Below are 14,386 nucleotides of genomic sequence, written 5' to 3' on the forward strand. Positions count from 1 at the left end.
GTCCGCGGGGCGATTATTCCTCGCGGAAGCTCTTGCTCATCGCGTCGCTGAACGGGGAGAACAGATAGTCCAGCAGCGTGCGGTCGTGCGTCTTGATGTTCACGCTCGCCGGGATGCCAGGCTGCAACTCCACGCCCGCCTTTTGCAGGATCGCCGGATTATCGAGCGTGATCTGCGCCTTGTAATATCCAGCGCCGCCCCCTTCGCTGCCGACCCGCGCCGGCGACAGCGTCACCACGCGTCCGGTGAAGGTGCTCTGTCCATGCGGATTGACGGTCGAGAACCGCACGGTCGCTTCCTGGCCCAGTCGCACATCGTCGATATCGTCAGGCGCGATCTGCACGTCGACGATCATCGCGCGGCCATTGGGCACGATCTCCATCAGCGTCTTGCCGCCGCTGATCACCATGCCCGCGCCGACATCCGCTACGCCAGACACCCGGCCAGCGACCGGGGCGCGCATCACGTCCAGGTCGGCATAATAACGCGTGACGTCGAGCTGCGGGCTCACCTGCGCCAGCTGGTCCTGTACGGACTTCAGCTCTGACACGGTGCTCATCTGCTGCCCATCGGTGGTCTTGCGCAGGCTCAGTTCGGCCTCGCGCACCGCAGCCTGGCTCGCGGCGACATCGGCTTCGAGCTGCGCCTCGTTCCGCTCTAGTGAGCGGATGGTCGTTTTGCGCGCAAAGCCCTTGGCAAACAGCATGCGGTAATCGGCCAACTCGTCCCGGATCAGCGCCAGCTGCTGCGCGGAAGCCGCAGCCCGCGCACGCGCCGACGCCACTTGCGACGTCGAAATGTCCTCATCGGCGCTCAGCAGCGACCGATGCTTGTCGAACATCGCCCGCTGGGCGGTCATGGCGTCGCGTACCGCCGGCTCGTTCCAGCGTGCCGTCAGGTCCGCGGGGAAGGTCAGCGTCGCCCGGCCATCGCGCTCGGCCAGCAGCCGCGCCTCGGTGGCCCGCAGCGCGTCACGCCGCGCCTGCGCCTGCTTTAACTGGGCGCCCGACTTGACGCCGTTCAGCCGCACCAGCGGCTGGCCGGCGTTCACCATCTGCCCCTCGTGCACCAGCATCTCGCCGACGATGCCCGAAGACGCAGGCTGGATCACCACCTTCGACCCGCTCACCGAAACCTCACCGCTGGCCACTGCCGCGCCCGAAATCGGCACAAACGCCGCGAACAGCAGGAACAGGCCCAGGAACACCGCCGCGCCGATCAGGCCGAAGCGGATCGCGCTGCCCGCATCATCCAGCGGGCGCACGTCCAGCCGCCGCATGCGGCGTTCGATCAGCCGGCGCGGCAGAGGCAGTGACGCACCGCTCGGGCCGCCGAAATGGGGGAATTCCAGCTTCATGGTTCGGAGACCTCCACCACGGGTTCGCGCGACACGGAGCGAACGATTTCGGTGCGCACCTTGCGGAACACCCGCGCCCGCGGCCCGTCGAGCTGCATCTCGCCATTGTTGAGCACGATGACTCGGTCGACATGGGCGATCGGATTGAGGCGGTGCGCGATCAATACAATCGTCGAGCCTTCATCCTTCAGCGTCTGGAGCGCGGCGGCCAGCGCCTCCTCCCCTTCGGCGTCCAGATGCGCGTTGGGTTCGTCGAGCACCAGCAGACGCGGCGATCCGAACATCGCCCGTGCCAACCCGATCCGCTGGCGCTGCCCGCCCGACAATCCGCCGCCGCCGGCACCCAGCTCGGTTTCATAGCCCTCGGGCAACGCCATGATCATGTCATGGACATTCGCGCGCTGCGCCGCCTTGATAACTTCCTCATCCGGCGCATCGGTGAAGCGCGCGATGTTTTCGCGGATCGTGCCGGGGAACAGGCCTACCGTCTGCGACAGATAGCCGACATAGCGCGACAGATTCTCGGCGGTCCAATGCCGCCCTTCCACGCCGCCCAGCAAAACCTTGCCCTTGGTCGGGTCCGTGGCGGTCACCATCAGCTGTGCCAGGCACGATTTGCCCGCGCCCGAAGGGCCGACAATGCCGATCGCCTCGCCCGCGACGATCTCCAGGTTGATGTTCTTGAGCGACGGGCGCTTGGCGCCTGGGGGAACGAACGTCATATCGCGGATCGAGATATCAACGTCGCGGTCGGGCAATTTCATGCGCGTCGCTGGCGGCGGCGTCAGCTGCAATGCCTTCTGCACGCGCCGCCCTGCCTGAATGGCATTGGCGATCGTGCGCCAACCAGACACCGCGACTTCCAGCGGCGCGAGGCCTCGTCCGAGCAGCATGTTCGCTGCAAAGATGCTCGCCGGCAGGATCGATCCCTCGATCACCAGATAGCCACCGATGCCGATCATCGAGCTTTGCAGCACGAGCCGCAGGAACCGGATCGAGGATGCGAAGTCGGCATTGCGGTCGCTGCCCTCGGCCTGGCGCCGCATCATCGTGTCGCGATCGACGTGCCACCGCACGGCAAGGCGGTCGGCCATGCCCATGCCGCGCACCGGTCCGGCGTGCCGCGCTACCGCGTCGGTGAACAGATAGCTGCTATTCGCGGCCTCGCTGGCGATCTTGGAGCTCTCGCGCGTCGCCCGGTCGTTCCAGAAGGCCATCGCCATCAGCGTCAGCGCGCCGGCGATCGCCACCCCGCCCAGCAGCGGATGGATGATGAACAGCACCAGCAGGAACAGCGGCATCCAGGGCACGTCGAAGAAGAACTGCGCGCCCTGCCCCGCCAGGGCCGAACGGAAAGCGTCCAGATCGCGCAGCGTCTGCGCGTTGCGCATCGCCGCGCCCGCCTTGGGCGCCCCGTCGATCGTCGCTTGGAACACCCGGTGCGCCAGGATGCGGTCCAGCCGCGCGGCGGCACGGATCAGGATGCGCGCGCGCACCGCGTCGAACACCGCCATGGTGCCGAGTGCCAGCAACAGCGCAAAGCTCATCGCCACCAGCGTGGTCACGCTACCGCTCGGGATCACCCGCTGATAGATCTGGATGAGGTAGATGGGCGAGGCGAGGAACAACAGGTTCACGCCGCCTGAGAAGATCCCGGCGGCAATCAGCAGCTTCTTACACTGGCCCAGCGCCGAGGCGAACTCGTCGCCCTGCTTCAGCTCGGCCGAACGCATCGCGCTATCGAGCGCGATGACCTCGGCGGCCGCTTCGTCGAGACGTTCCTTATATCCTTGCGCTTCAGCCGGTGTGGTTGGTTCTGTTTTCATGCGCGCCTCACAGGCCGAACGGATGGTGATCGGACCCGCCATCGGTTCCGCTTGGATCGTCGTGATGGCCGCCGAGCAGGGCGTGGTCGCCATCGTCAGCGGCGAGCAGATCGAGCACGCCAAAGCCCGGATCCCCCGCAGGCTCCGGAGACGGCACCTCCGCGGGTTGAAGGTCGAACATGTCGGCTACCGAGACCAGACTCACCAGCGTGGCTACGCCGGCGTCGGGGTCGCTTCCGACCACGCCTTCAAGCGTATCACCGACGGCCCCGACAGTCGCCGACACGGCGTCGCCCACGGTCTCGACGATCGGCGAAACCACGCCCTGGGCGATCGCCGCTGGCGCCGATGCCAGCGCTTCCAGCGGCTCGGCCGCCGCAGTGACGACTGGTGCAACCACGTCGCCGGCAACCGCATCACTCGCCGCGCCGACGCCGTCCTCCACGCCACCAACAAGGCCAAGGGCAGGAGCGACCAACGTATCGGAAATGGGCGCGGGCACCAGCGCCTCGGTCACCGTGGCGGCGGCATTCAGCACTGGGTCGATAACGGCGTCGCTTACCGAAGCCGGCGTTTCGCCAATCTGCTCCACCAGCGCCGCAGCACCGTCCAGGGCCGGGATGACGGCCGCCTCCGCGATAGCGGCCGGCACCTGTGCCAGTCCTTCGGCCAGATCGGCCGCGGTGTCGAGCGTCGGGACCACCACGCCGTTGGCGAGCGCCGGAGCGGCTTCCGCCAGGCCGCCGACGATTGCCGCAGGCGCCTGCACCAGACCTTGGACAAGACCGTTTCCGGCTTCCAGAGTCGGTGCAACCACCCCAGTCACTGCTGCGGAAGCGAGGTGTGACACGCCGCCGCCAGACGAACTGGAGACCGGCCCCGCCGGCTCGGCAGCTTGGCCGTTCACGGGCGGCAGCGGGGCGGTCGATCCGCTGCCGCTAGGCTGTGGCACCGCGTCGCCCGATAGTGCTGAGGGGGAAAAAGGCTGTGCGCCAGCAGCCCCGGCTTGGGGCGCCACGTCAGGGGCAGCAGGCTGGAATGCCGTCGCCGGGGAAGAAATCAGAAAAGATGCAGGAGCGCCCGCGCCGGCGATGGCTGCGTCGCCTGGCACTGCATCGGCAAGGGATTGCGGCTGCAAGGCTGGCGCACTGGACGGTGCAGTCGGCATGCTGCCGCCGACAGCGCCCGCGCCTGACAGCGAAACAGCGTCGTCCGGACGCGCCTCGCGAATGACAAAGCCATCGTCGCTCTGCCCGCCATACAGGCTCAGGTCGCCCGTCGAGCTACCAAGCAGGCGGTTCTCTGGATTGAACAGGATGGGATCGTCAGCCACGCGAACCTACCGCCTCCTTTGTTCTTGAAACGAAAAAGGCGGGCCGATGTTTCGACCCGCCCTTTCCATCGCTTCGCGCCGGATTACTGATCCGAGGTCGAGTCGCTCGAGGACGAGAAGTTGTCGGTGATGCCGTGGAGCAGACCGTCGGTGCTCGTGTCGAGGCCGAGCGAGTTGTCGGTCGAGTTCGCTTCGACATTGCCGCCTTCGTCAGCCGAATAGCTGTCGGACGAAGACGAAGCGTCCAAGCCGACCGTGCTGGTCAGATCGCCCATGAAATCGCTGCTGTTGCTCGAGCTATCGCTCGAAGAGCTGTCGTCGCTGCTGAAGATATCGCTGAGGGGACCCATGGAACTTCTCCTAGATATTTGGCGGTTTTACTTGCCGCGCTCTCTGGAACGCGATGATAAAACCGGCCACTGCGATGATACGTTCCACTCCCTTTCTTCGCCGATCAGCACGATAATCCGATATTTCCTCCTCAATCTCAGCCTGCGTTCGCGTAACGATCGGCGTAAAACTGCGGTTTACTGCAGGTCGACCAACTTCGGTTAGTTTCTCTGCTGAGACTTTAGCGCACCCCATTGCATTGCACGGGCACGCCAAAAATCACGGTGCTTCAACGTCTTCCACGATCCGCGGCGCTGGCTCCCCGGCCTGGGCGCTGCGGAACTGGCTCGGGTCCATCCCATGCGCGCGGCGGAACGCGCGGGAAAAGTGGCTGCGGTTCAGATAGCCGATGCGCGCCGCCACGCTCTTCACCGGCAGGTCGGTGGAGCGCAGCAGCTCCGCGGCATGATCCAGCCGCGCCTTGGCGACGAACTGCATCGGGTTCATGCCCGTCGCGCGCATGAAGTGGCGAATGAAGGTCGCCCTGCTCATCCCGATCAGCTCGGCGAGCGAGGCGATGCTGTGGGGCGAGCCTGGGTCGGTCAGCACCGCGCTCACCACCTTGGCGACCCGCGGATCGCTATGCGTCTCGCCCTGGGCCAACTTGCGGGCGGCATGCACCAGGAACAGCTTCATCAGCGCCGATGCGACCAGCACCGTGCCGGTTCCAGGCCGCTCGAGCTCCACCTCCAGTGCGGCCAGCAGCGCCTCGGCTCCCGGGGCGGCGTGCAGGTCGTGCAGCATCGGCTGACGCAGCGTGTCGCCCAGGCCCAGCGCCACCGATGCCGTTACGCTGACATTGCCGATCAGCACCCGCACCGGCGTCCTGCGTGCCGCCGCGCCGCGCCCACGCTCGGCCACCAGCCGCAGCGCCTTGCCCGCCGGCAACAGCATCGCGCATCCCTTGGGCAGGCTGTGCGGCGGCAGTCCGTCCACCACCGCGCGCACCTTGCCCGACAAGACGCAATGCAGCGTGATGCTGGCGGTACCGTCATCGTCGAACGGAACATCCGAATGCAGTTCGCACAGGGCCAGGCGGTCCACCGCGCCGTCCAGGGTTCCGGGAAGCGGCGTGATCAGCACGTCGGCGTGCGGCGGGAGTGCAAGCGCCGGAACCGGCGTGCGCGCGTCCTTGACGATATGTCCTCTCCCGATTTGTGAGGGGCAGAACGTCGGGTGCCCGCATAAGGATGCAGCCTGCGATTCCCGGTCTGGGACACGTGCGATAACGGCACCAGCGCCAGCGCTTGCGGGGATTGGGACTTGCGGAAGCCCGCAGAACCCGCTCACTCGGCGCATGACCCGTCTGCTCCGCCTGATCGCCACCATACTCCTCGCCGCAAGCACCGCCACCGCGCACGCGCAGACCACGCCGGTCGCGGCGCTCTCCGGCCAGATCGCTCAGGCCGAAAAGGATTTGCGCAGCGTCGACCGCGCGCTCGATCAGCGCGTGGAGGATGATGAGCGCGCACCCTTGCGGAGCAAGGCGGTCGCCGCGCAACAGGCCGCCCGCGCCGCCGCCGGTCAGCTGGAGGAACAGCTTGGCTTGATCGACGCGCGCATCGAGGGGCTCGGGCCGGTCGCCGCCGGCACCACCGAAGCGCCCGAGATCCGGCGTGAGCGCAGCCGCCTCGCCGCCGAGCGGGGCGCGATCGACGCTGCGATGAAGCGCGGCCGGCTGGTCGATGTCGAAGCGCAGCAGCTGGTCGACGAGATGGAGCGCAGCCAGGCCGAGCAGCTGAACGAACGCCTCACCACGCGCGTCGCCTCTCCCCTGGCGCCCAGCTTCTGGCGCGCCGTGCTGCTGTCGGTGCCGCGCGACCTGCGCCGCATCGACTTGTTCCTGTCGCAGGGCGCTAGCCAGATCGACGCGCAGTGGCGCGGCGGTTTTCCCTGGCAGGCGATGTTCGGCGCCGTGCTGGCGCTTCTCTTCCTGTTCCCGCTGCGCGTCTGGGCCCGCACGCTCGGCCAGCGCTACCTGATCGGCAGCGCCCCCGGCCACCGCGTCCGCCGCTCCGCTTATGCCATTTGGCGCGTCCTGATCGGCACGGTGATGCCGTTGCTCGGTGCGATCTGCCTGGTACAGGGCTTCCGCTGGGCGGGGCTCCTGCCCGATCGCTGGAGCAGCCTGCTCGATGGACTGGTCCTCGCGACCTGCTTCAGTGCGCTCACCGCCGCGCTGGCCGGCGCAGTGCTGATGCGCCACCAGCCTTCGTGGCGCGTCGCGCCCATCGCCGACGAGACCGCCGACCGCGTCCGCCCGCTTTCCTGGCTGCTCGCGGCCCTGACCTTTGCCAGCATCCTCATCGAATTCTTCAATCAAAGCGTCGGCGCCAGCCATGCCGCCAACGTTGCCACGCAGGTGCTGGAGGCGTCACTCCACCTCCTGCTGATCGGGGCGTTCCTGCTCCTGCTTGGCCGTCTTCGCGCCGAACGTGCCGGGCGTGAGGACGCGAACAGCCTGTCCACCAGCGCCGGCCTCGGCATCATCACCCTCGTCGCCTGGGCGCTGGTCGCCGCTGCGCTCATCGCGCTGCTGCTCGGCTATGTCGGGCTCAGCCTGTTCGTCGCGCGGCTGGTCATCTGGATGGTGATATTGGGCGCCGCGCTCTACCTGTTGATGGGCGGCGCTGACGACATGGCGACCACCGTCTTCAATCGCGACAGCCGCCTGGGCCTCACCATGATCCGCAGCATCGGCCTGCGCGGCAGCGTGGTCGATCAGTTCGGCGTGCTCCTATCGGGCGCGCTGCGGATCGCCCTCGTCTTGGTCGCGCTGGGTTTGCTGATGTCTCCGTTCGGCGGCGGCGGCGGATTGGGAAGCCTGTTCGGGCGTCTGGGCGCCTTTGCGCAAGGGATAGAGATCGCCGGCATCGCCATATCGCCGGGCGCGATCCTGCGCTCGATCGTTGTGCTCGCGATCGGCCTGGCGCTGGTCCGCGCCTTCATGAGCTGGCTGGAAAGCCGCTATCTGCCCGCGACCGATCTCGACGGTTCGGGACGCAATTCCGTCAGCCTGGTGGCGCGCTATGTCGGCATCGCGCTGGCGATCATCTGGTCGCTCGCTTCGCTCGGCATCGGCATGGAGCGGATCGCACTGCTTCTTTCCGCGCTCTCGGTCGGCATCGGCTTTGGCCTTCAGGCGATCACGTCCAACTTCGTCTCCGGGCTGATCTTGCTCGCCGAACGCCCGATCAAGATCGGCGACTGGATTCGCGTCGGCCTGGACGAAGGCGACGTGAAGCGGATCAGCGTCCGCTCGACCGAGATCACGCTGGCGGATCACTCCACCCTGATCGTGCCGAACTCGGAACTCATCACCAAGTCGGTGCTCAACAAGACGCTGTCCAGCCCGCTCGGCCGCATCCAGATCCAGTTTTCGGTGCTGCTCGGCAGCGATGTCGAGCGCGTGCGCGAGATCGTCCTCGACGCCTTCGCCGCCGAACCCGCCATCCTCGACGATCCCGCACCCGTTGCGTTTGTCGACGCGATTCTCGACGGGCGCATCCTGTTCAACTGCTTCGCCCATGTCAGCTCGCCGCGCGACGCCTATGGCGCGCGCAGCAACATCTTCCTCGTCCTCCTCAAGCAATTCCGCGACGAGGCCATCGACATCGGCACCGTCCCGCAACGCCTCCAACTCGCCCCCGGCGAGCCCACGCCGTTCGTTCCGACCCCCGCAGACGAACCCGCGCCAACCGCACCGACCACGCCGAAATAGTTCCCGGCGAAGGCAGTGCCATCAACCTACTCCCTCTCCCGCTTGCGGGAGAGGGCCGGGGTGAGGGTTCAGCGCAATGCACTCTCGAGAAAACCCTATCCCAATCAGCGAGGCGTCTCCCCGCCCTCCCGAGCCCGATCCTCGGCCTTCATCCGCGCCCGAACGCCTCCATCCACGCTCGTCCCTTCCGCCATCGGCTGGTGCATCGCCCCCGGCCCCGGCGCCTGGGGCGCAGCCTTCCGCATCTGCTCGGCATGGGCGATGTTCCCCGACACCGCCTCGACCAGGTCCGGCGTTATCGTGTGGAAGGCCGACACGGCCTGCGCCTTCCAGCCCACCGGCACTTCCTCACGCGGGTGGAGCGAGGCCCAGACAATCGCCTGCACCACCTTTTCGGGCGGGTCCAACGCCGCCATGCGTCCCTTATGCCCGCTATAATTGGCGGCATGGTCCCAGAATGGCGTGTCCGCCGCCCAGGGCATGATCGTCACCACTTGGATGCGCTTCTTGTACCCGGCCTTGCGCAGTTCCTCGTTCATCGCGCGGCCCAGCGCCCAGATCCCCGCCTTGGTCGCGGCATAGCTGGCATGATAGGCCAGCGGCACCTGGCTCTCCACCGATCCCAGGTTGATCAGCACGCCGTGTCCCTGCGCCTTGAACTGGCGTACCGCGTGATGACTGCCATAGATCACGCCCTTCAGGTTGACGTCGACCGCGCGGGCATGGTCGGCGATCGGAATCTCTTCGAACCGCCCGATCGTGCCCACCGCGGCATCGTTGATCCACACGTCGATCCGCCCGAACCGCGCCACCGTCTCGCGCGCCAGCCGCTCCACCTGAGCAGGATCGGAAACGTCGGTCGGGATCACCAGCGCCTGTCCGCCCGATGCGCGGATCACCGCCGCCACTTCCTCCAGCACATTCGCCCGCCGGGCGGCAAGCACCACATTGGCCCGCTCGCGCCCCAGCATCTCGGCAACCCCGCGCCCGAAGCCGCTCGACGCGCCGGTCACGACATAGGTCTTGCCGGCAATCCGTTGCAGGTCGCTCCTGCCCAGATGGGTGTTGACCGCGCAGGCGGATAGCGCCGGCACGAGCAGCAGGAACAGGAGGAAGAGCTTGCGCATGGTCATGTTCCGGGCGGCTTGAGGATGCTCTTCACAAGATCTGCCGAAATCGAAGGTTCCGTCCACTACAAGCATTGTTCTTACGAAACGAAGTCATCGCCAACATGGATCAGGAAGGGGAACCATGCCGCCAAGTTGCCGTTCGGCGATGGAACACAAGGAGCACTCCGATGAAGCACCTTCTTATTTCTACCAGCCTGCTTGTTGCGGCGATTGCCGCGCCGGCAGTCGGCAGCACCCCCGCAGTTGAAGCCCAGGCCAGCCGCACCCCGACCAAGGCGGCGCAGTTCGTGCCGATGGCCGCTTCCAGCGACATGTACGAAATCGAGTCGTCGCGCCTCGCGCTCGAGCGCTCGCAAAGTCCGGCGATCAAGCAATTCGCCCAGATGATGATCGATCATCACACCATGACCACGCAGCAGGTGACGCAAGCCGCACAGGCTTCGGGCATGACCCCGCCGCCCCCGGCCCTGCTGCCGCCGCACCGCACGCTCCTCGACAAGCTCCAGCCCGCGCAGGGCCGCGACTTCGACCGCATGTATCTCGACCAGCAGCGCACGGCGCACCGCCAGGCACTGGCGCTGCACCAGACCTATTCGCGCCGCGGCGACAAGGAACCGCTGCGGCAGGCCGCAGCCGGTGCCGTGCCGATCGTCCAGCAGCATATCGACCAGCTCAAGACCCTCTCCCCGACCTGAGCCCTTTCCTGGCCCCAGGTCCACCTGATGGGCGGGCGCTGTCCCTCCGGCGCCCGCCCCTTCTTTGTGCGAAGTGCAGACCAGGCTGCACGCCGAAGTGACAAGCGCGTTGCAGCGGCGCGCTACGCTCCCAATCAGCCAAAACCAGTTCCCCGGCGAAGGCCGGAGCCTAGCTGCAAGCGGCTGGCGATGAGAGACTGCCACTCGCAAAGCGCATCGAAACTGGGCCCCGGCCTCCGCCGGGGACCTTCAGGCTGAAATGCGCCCAATCCTCCGCCCAGGGGGAGGTGGCACGCGCAGCGTGACGGAGGGGGAGGACTCCCTTGCGCCCGTCTTGAAATCTCGCCTCCGTCGCCTTCGGCGCCATGTCGGCCCTGGCGGGAAGGGATTGCAAGCCCGGCCCCCCCTCGACCGCACACGAAAAAGGGCGAGGCCGTCAGGCCCCGCCCTTTTCTGCGCACCGCTACGCCAACTCAGTGGCTCGCGGTCTCGCCCGACTGGCGCAGCGCCAGGAATTTGCGGATCACCAGCGGTTGGGTGTCGATCACCCATTGCTGCATGGCGATTTCCTCGCGCAGCGTTTCCTGGAGCAGCGGCACCGCGTCGGTGAACCCCGCTTCCTCCGCCATGGTGATCAACGCTTCATAGCTCGCCCGCTCGAAGCTTTCGAACGCGTAGTTGGCGAAGCTGTTCTTGATGATCTCGTCGGGCGCGAAGGTGTGCGCCAGCGCCGCCATGTTGCCGCTGAACGTCAGCGCGGCGTCCTTCAGGCCCGACGGGCTCTCGCCCAGATTGGTCAGGATCGTCTCCAACCGCCGGATCTGCCCCTCGGTCTCGCCACGGTGCGCGCGCAGCTGCGCTTCCACTTCGGCATAATTGGCGAGATGCTCGATCTGCCGGTCCATCAGCGCCATCGCCTGATGTTCCAGTGCGTGTGCGTTTTTCAGGCCGGTCACGAACACTTCGCGTGCGGCATTGCTGTCGATGGTCGTCGCCATAGGAATGCTCTCCTTATTTAGCGGTTTCGAGTTGCTTGGTGCGGCCCGCACCCGGGCCCGCGCCCAGATCGGTGCCGGTGGTCGGATCCTTGGTGACGTCGGACTTCAGCCGGGTGGCCATCTGGCTCAGCGCGGCCATGTCGCTGTTGCTCAGCTCCACGCTCGCCTTTCCGTCGCGGCCATCGATCGGCATGCTCTGCTCCAGGTCGTCGATCCGCTCCCACTGATCGCCCGAGTTCCATGGTCCGGTCATGTCGCCTTCGCCCTGCGAGGCGTTGACGTACACGCTGGCGAACTCTTCGCGGCCCGGCAGCTTGCCCGGCGGGAAGTTGTTCTCGATCGAATAGAGCGCCTTTTCGAACGACTTCTGGTGCGCCACTTCGCGCGTCATCAGGAAAGTGAGCGCGTCCTTGATGCCGGGGTCGTCGGTGATGTTGATCAGCCGCTCATAGACGATCTTTGCCCGGGCCTCGGCGGCGATGTTGGAGCGCAGGTCCACCGTCGGCTCGGAGCGCGTGTCGATATAATCGGCGTTCCACGGCACGCCCGCGGAGTCCACCAATGCAGGCCCGCCGCCGAACAGGATTGATTCCTTGGCGCTCGTGCCGGTCTGGCCGACCATCGCGAACAGTTCGGCTTCGGCCATCTGCCCTTCGGACAGCTGCGCCTTCACGCCCTTGTTGAGCATGGTTACGATCGTGCCGATCACTTCCAAATGGCTCAGCTCCTCGGTGGCGATATCGAGCAGCAGGTCCTTGCGGCCCGGATCCTCTTCGCCCAGCCCCTGGGTGAAATAGCGCATGGCCGCGGCCAGCTCGCCATCGGCGCCGCCGAACTGCTCCAGCATCAGGCAGGCGAGCCGCGGATTGGGTTCGGACACCCTGACGGTATATTGCAGGCGCTTGTTGTGCATGAACATGGGGAAAGCCACTCCTCTTCGGCCTGCCCAACTAACCGTGCAGATGAATCCGGGTTGCGGCGCCCGCCCACAGAGTGGCAAATTCAATCTAAACCCTTGTTAGTTTTCGTCGCTTCGCCCCCGTCGCCTGCGCATCGTTACGTCATCATCCAAGTTGTTGTTGCTGGCGCTAGATCGTTTGTCCCGATCAACGGCGCAAAGACTCCGCTCGTGCGTTGGGGCGCGGAACCGGAGTCTGGAATCTATGACGAATCTCGCAGGAAAGCGCATTTTGGTAACCGGCGGCACCACTGGGATCGGCCGCGAAACCGTGAAGCAACTGGTGGCGCGGGGCGCCCATGTCATCACCTTCGGCCGCGACCAGGGGCCACTCGACGAAGTGCTGGAACAAGCTCGTGCGGGCGACGGCCAAGTCTTTGGAATCACGGCAGATGCGAGCACCAAAGAGGGTCTGGACAAGGTCTTTGTCAGCGTCGACCAGATGCTGGCCGGCCTCGACATGCTCGTCGCCTGCGCGGCGCTCGGCGCCGATCCCCTCACCGAAATGGCCGAGGATGATTGGCGCTATGTGATCGAGACCAACCTGGTCGGCTATCTCGCCAGTGCCCAGCGCGCGATCACGCGCATGGAACAGTCCGGCGGCGGCCACCTCCTGTTCGTCGGCTCGATCAGCACCGAAATCAAAGCCGCAGGCGAAAGCGTCTATTCCGCCACCAAGGCCGGCGTCCAGGCATTCGCCGAAACGCTCCGCAAGGAAATCTCGGCGGAAAAGAACATCAAGGTATCGGTGATCCAGCCCGGGTCCGTCGAAACCGACATGCAGGAATGCACCGACGGAGAGAAAGCGCAAGCCGTGGAAAAGCAGCAGATGCTCCATGCCGAGGAAGTCGCTGACGCGATCGTCTGGGTGCTCACGCGCTCGGCAAACATCGTCAACCTGCGCATCGAACCCCTCGACCAGAAAACCAGCTGATGCCGACGGGAACCGCACTCCTGCTGGCCGGCGGGGTAGGCCTCGGCGCGTATCAGCTCGGCGCCTACGCTGCGCTCGAAGCCAGCGGCACCATCGAACTTCAGGCGGTCGCAGGCTCGTCGATCGGCGCCGTCAATGGCGCGATCCTCGTCGGCAATCCGCCCGAACAGCGCCTGGCCAAGCTGCGCGCCTTTTGGAAGCGCGTCGAGCGCGAAGCCGCGCCCGAAGAATGGACCGACCCGCTCGCGCTCGCCCGCAGCGGACCGCTACGCCACTTGCGCAACTGGTCCAACATCCTGACGACCCGCACCACCGGCACGCCGGGGCTATTTGCCCCCCGGCTGCCCGGCATGGGACGCACAACCGTGGCCAGCCTGTACGAGGCTAGCCCGCTGCTCGCCTCACTTGCCGAGTTCGTCGACTTCGATCGCCTGAACGATGGGCACATCCGTTTCACCATCGCCACCACAGACGTGGAAAGCGGCGAAACGATCCTGTTCGACACTGCGCTGGGCGACCACATCACCCCCGATCACATCGCCGCCGCCAGTGCGCTGCTCCCCGCCTTCGAGCCGGTACAGGTGGACGGCCGCTGGCTCAGCGACGGCGGCTTCTCGGCCAATGTGCCACTGGAACCGCTGCTCTGCTCCGAACGCCCTTGCCCGGCGCCGCCGCTTTGCCTCGTGCTCGACCTGTTCGCCCCCGACGGCCCGCTGCCCAACGGCCTTGAGGCCGCCGTCGAACGCGCCACTGATCTCAAATACGCAACGCAGACCACGTTGCGCCTCGCCGGTCTGCGTCGCGAGCGTGCGCTCGAGGCGCGGCTGGGCAATTCCGAAGCAACCACGCTGCTGCATATGAGCTATCGCGGCCCGGCGCACGAAGCGGGCCAGGAAAAGACCTACGATTTCTCTCCGGCCACCCTGCGCGACCGTCAACAGGCAGGCGCGGCCGACACCGAAGCGGCGCTTGCCTTGCTGGCGACGCTTCCCCAAGCACCCGAACCGGGCCTCCACATTCACCGCATCCGCCGCGGGTCCTAAG

The 14,386-nt window shown here is 66.4% G+C and carries 12 protein-coding genes; 4 read left to right on the forward strand and 8 right to left on the reverse strand.

What is annotated here, in order from left to right:
* Positions 1 to 13: 13 nt before the first annotated feature.
* The 5 genes from FHT02_RS05440 to FHT02_RS05460 all read right to left on the reverse strand — a co-directional run bounded on the left by FHT02_RS05440 (position 14) and on the right by FHT02_RS05460 (position 5,989).
* Positions 14 to 1,357: an HlyD family type I secretion periplasmic adaptor subunit gene (locus tag FHT02_RS05440; protein ID WP_184085262.1), complete on the reverse strand. Its 1,344-nt coding sequence runs from the start codon at positions 1,355 to 1,357 to the stop codon at positions 14 to 16.
* Positions 1,354 to 3,183 carry a type I secretion system permease/ATPase gene (locus FHT02_RS05445; RefSeq protein ID WP_184085265.1) on the reverse strand — a complete coding sequence of 610 codons (1,830 nt, stop codon included), beginning with the start codon at positions 3,181 to 3,183 and terminating at the stop codon, positions 1,354 to 1,356. Before FHT02_RS05445 ends, FHT02_RS05440 begins: the two co-directional genes overlap by 4 nt.
* A gap of 7 nt (positions 3,184 to 3,190) precedes the next feature.
* Complete coding sequence (locus tag FHT02_RS05450) at positions 3,191 to 4,516, reverse strand: hypothetical protein (protein WP_184085268.1); 1,326 nt, start codon at positions 4,514 to 4,516, stop codon at positions 3,191 to 3,193.
* A gap of 83 nt (positions 4,517 to 4,599) precedes the next feature.
* Positions 4,600 to 4,866 carry a hypothetical protein gene (locus FHT02_RS05455; RefSeq protein WP_184085272.1) on the reverse strand — a complete coding sequence of 89 codons (267 nt, stop codon included), beginning with the start codon at positions 4,864 to 4,866 and terminating at the stop codon, positions 4,600 to 4,602.
* Between the two features lie 259 nt (positions 4,867 to 5,125).
* Complete coding sequence (locus FHT02_RS05460; protein WP_184085275.1) at positions 5,126 to 5,989, reverse strand: helix-turn-helix domain-containing protein; 864 nt, start codon at positions 5,987 to 5,989, stop codon at positions 5,126 to 5,128.
* Between the two features lie 214 nt (positions 5,990 to 6,203).
* On the opposite strand from FHT02_RS05460, the gene FHT02_RS05465 reads away from it, so the two are divergent.
* Entirely contained in the window at positions 6,204 to 8,627 is a 2,424-nt protein-coding gene (locus FHT02_RS05465) for a DUF3772 domain-containing protein (RefSeq protein WP_184085278.1), read from the forward strand.
* A gap of 104 nt (positions 8,628 to 8,731) precedes the next feature.
* Here the strand turns inward: FHT02_RS05465 and FHT02_RS05470 are convergent, their stop codons facing one another.
* Entirely contained in the window at positions 8,732 to 9,754 is a 1,023-nt protein-coding gene (locus FHT02_RS05470) for an SDR family NAD(P)-dependent oxidoreductase (RefSeq protein ID WP_221239309.1), read from the reverse strand.
* A 170-nt stretch (positions 9,755 to 9,924) separates the two neighbouring features.
* On the opposite strand from FHT02_RS05470, the gene FHT02_RS05475 reads away from it, so the two are divergent.
* On the forward strand, positions 9,925 to 10,452 hold the full coding sequence (locus tag FHT02_RS05475; RefSeq protein WP_184085285.1) for a DUF4142 domain-containing protein: 528 nt from the start codon (positions 9,925 to 9,927) through the stop codon (positions 10,450 to 10,452).
* Between the two features lie 473 nt (positions 10,453 to 10,925).
* Here FHT02_RS05475 and FHT02_RS05480 read toward each other — a convergent pair whose 3' ends face one another.
* Together FHT02_RS05480 and FHT02_RS05485 are read right to left on the reverse strand one after the other, a co-directional pair.
* Entirely contained in the window at positions 10,926 to 11,450 is a 525-nt protein-coding gene (locus FHT02_RS05480) for a ferritin-like domain-containing protein (protein ID WP_184085288.1), read from the reverse strand.
* Between the two features lie 13 nt (positions 11,451 to 11,463).
* Positions 11,464 to 12,369, reverse strand: coding sequence for a manganese catalase family protein (locus tag FHT02_RS05485; protein ID WP_184085291.1), 906 nt, complete (start codon positions 12,367 to 12,369; stop codon positions 11,464 to 11,466).
* 244 nt (positions 12,370 to 12,613) lie between these two features.
* Here FHT02_RS05485 and FHT02_RS05490 point away from each other — a divergent pair, with 244 nt between their 5' ends.
* Together FHT02_RS05490 and FHT02_RS05495 are read left to right on the forward strand one after the other, a co-directional pair.
* Positions 12,614 to 13,342: an SDR family NAD(P)-dependent oxidoreductase gene (locus FHT02_RS05490; protein ID WP_184085294.1), complete on the forward strand. Its 729-nt coding sequence runs from the start codon at positions 12,614 to 12,616 to the stop codon at positions 13,340 to 13,342.
* Positions 13,342 to 14,385, forward strand: coding sequence for a patatin-like phospholipase family protein (locus FHT02_RS05495; protein ID WP_184085297.1), 1,044 nt, complete (start codon positions 13,342 to 13,344; stop codon positions 14,383 to 14,385). Before FHT02_RS05490 ends, FHT02_RS05495 begins: the two co-directional genes overlap by 1 nt.
* Position 14,386 lies beyond the last annotated feature (1 nt).

This window comes from Sphingomonas xinjiangensis (assembly GCF_014199255.1).
In the GTDB taxonomy this organism is placed as follows: Bacteria; Pseudomonadota; Alphaproteobacteria; order Sphingomonadales; family Sphingomonadaceae; genus Sphingomonas; species Sphingomonas xinjiangensis.

Excerpts from the sequence above, each read along its gene's own strand:
- FHT02_RS05470 (WP_221239309.1), bottom strand. The coding sequence starts at position 9,754 with ATGCGCAAGCTCTTCCTCCTGTTCCTGCTGCTCGTGCCGGCGCTATCC.
- FHT02_RS05485 (WP_184085291.1), bottom strand. The coding sequence starts at position 12,369 with ATGTTCATGCACAACAAGCGCCTGCAATATACCGTCAGGGTGTCCGAA.
- FHT02_RS05445 (WP_184085265.1), bottom strand. The coding sequence starts at position 3,183 with ATGAAAACAGAACCAACCACACCGGCTGAAGCGCAAGGATATAAGGAA.
- FHT02_RS05455 (WP_184085272.1), bottom strand. The coding sequence starts at position 4,866 with ATGGGTCCCCTCAGCGATATCTTCAGCAGCGACGACAGCTCTTCGAGC.
- FHT02_RS05490 (WP_184085294.1), top strand. The coding sequence starts at position 12,614 with ATGACGAATCTCGCAGGAAAGCGCATTTTGGTAACCGGCGGCACCACT.
- FHT02_RS05475 (WP_184085285.1), top strand. The coding sequence starts at position 9,925 with ATGAAGCACCTTCTTATTTCTACCAGCCTGCTTGTTGCGGCGATTGCC.
- FHT02_RS05480 (WP_184085288.1), bottom strand. The coding sequence starts at position 11,450 with ATGGCGACGACCATCGACAGCAATGCCGCACGCGAAGTGTTCGTGACC.
- FHT02_RS05440 (WP_184085262.1), bottom strand. The coding sequence starts at position 1,357 with ATGAAGCTGGAATTCCCCCATTTCGGCGGCCCGAGCGGTGCGTCACTG.
- FHT02_RS05495 (WP_184085297.1), top strand. The coding sequence starts at position 13,342 with ATGCCGACGGGAACCGCACTCCTGCTGGCCGGCGGGGTAGGCCTCGGC.
- FHT02_RS05465 (WP_184085278.1), top strand. The coding sequence starts at position 6,204 with ATGACCCGTCTGCTCCGCCTGATCGCCACCATACTCCTCGCCGCAAGC.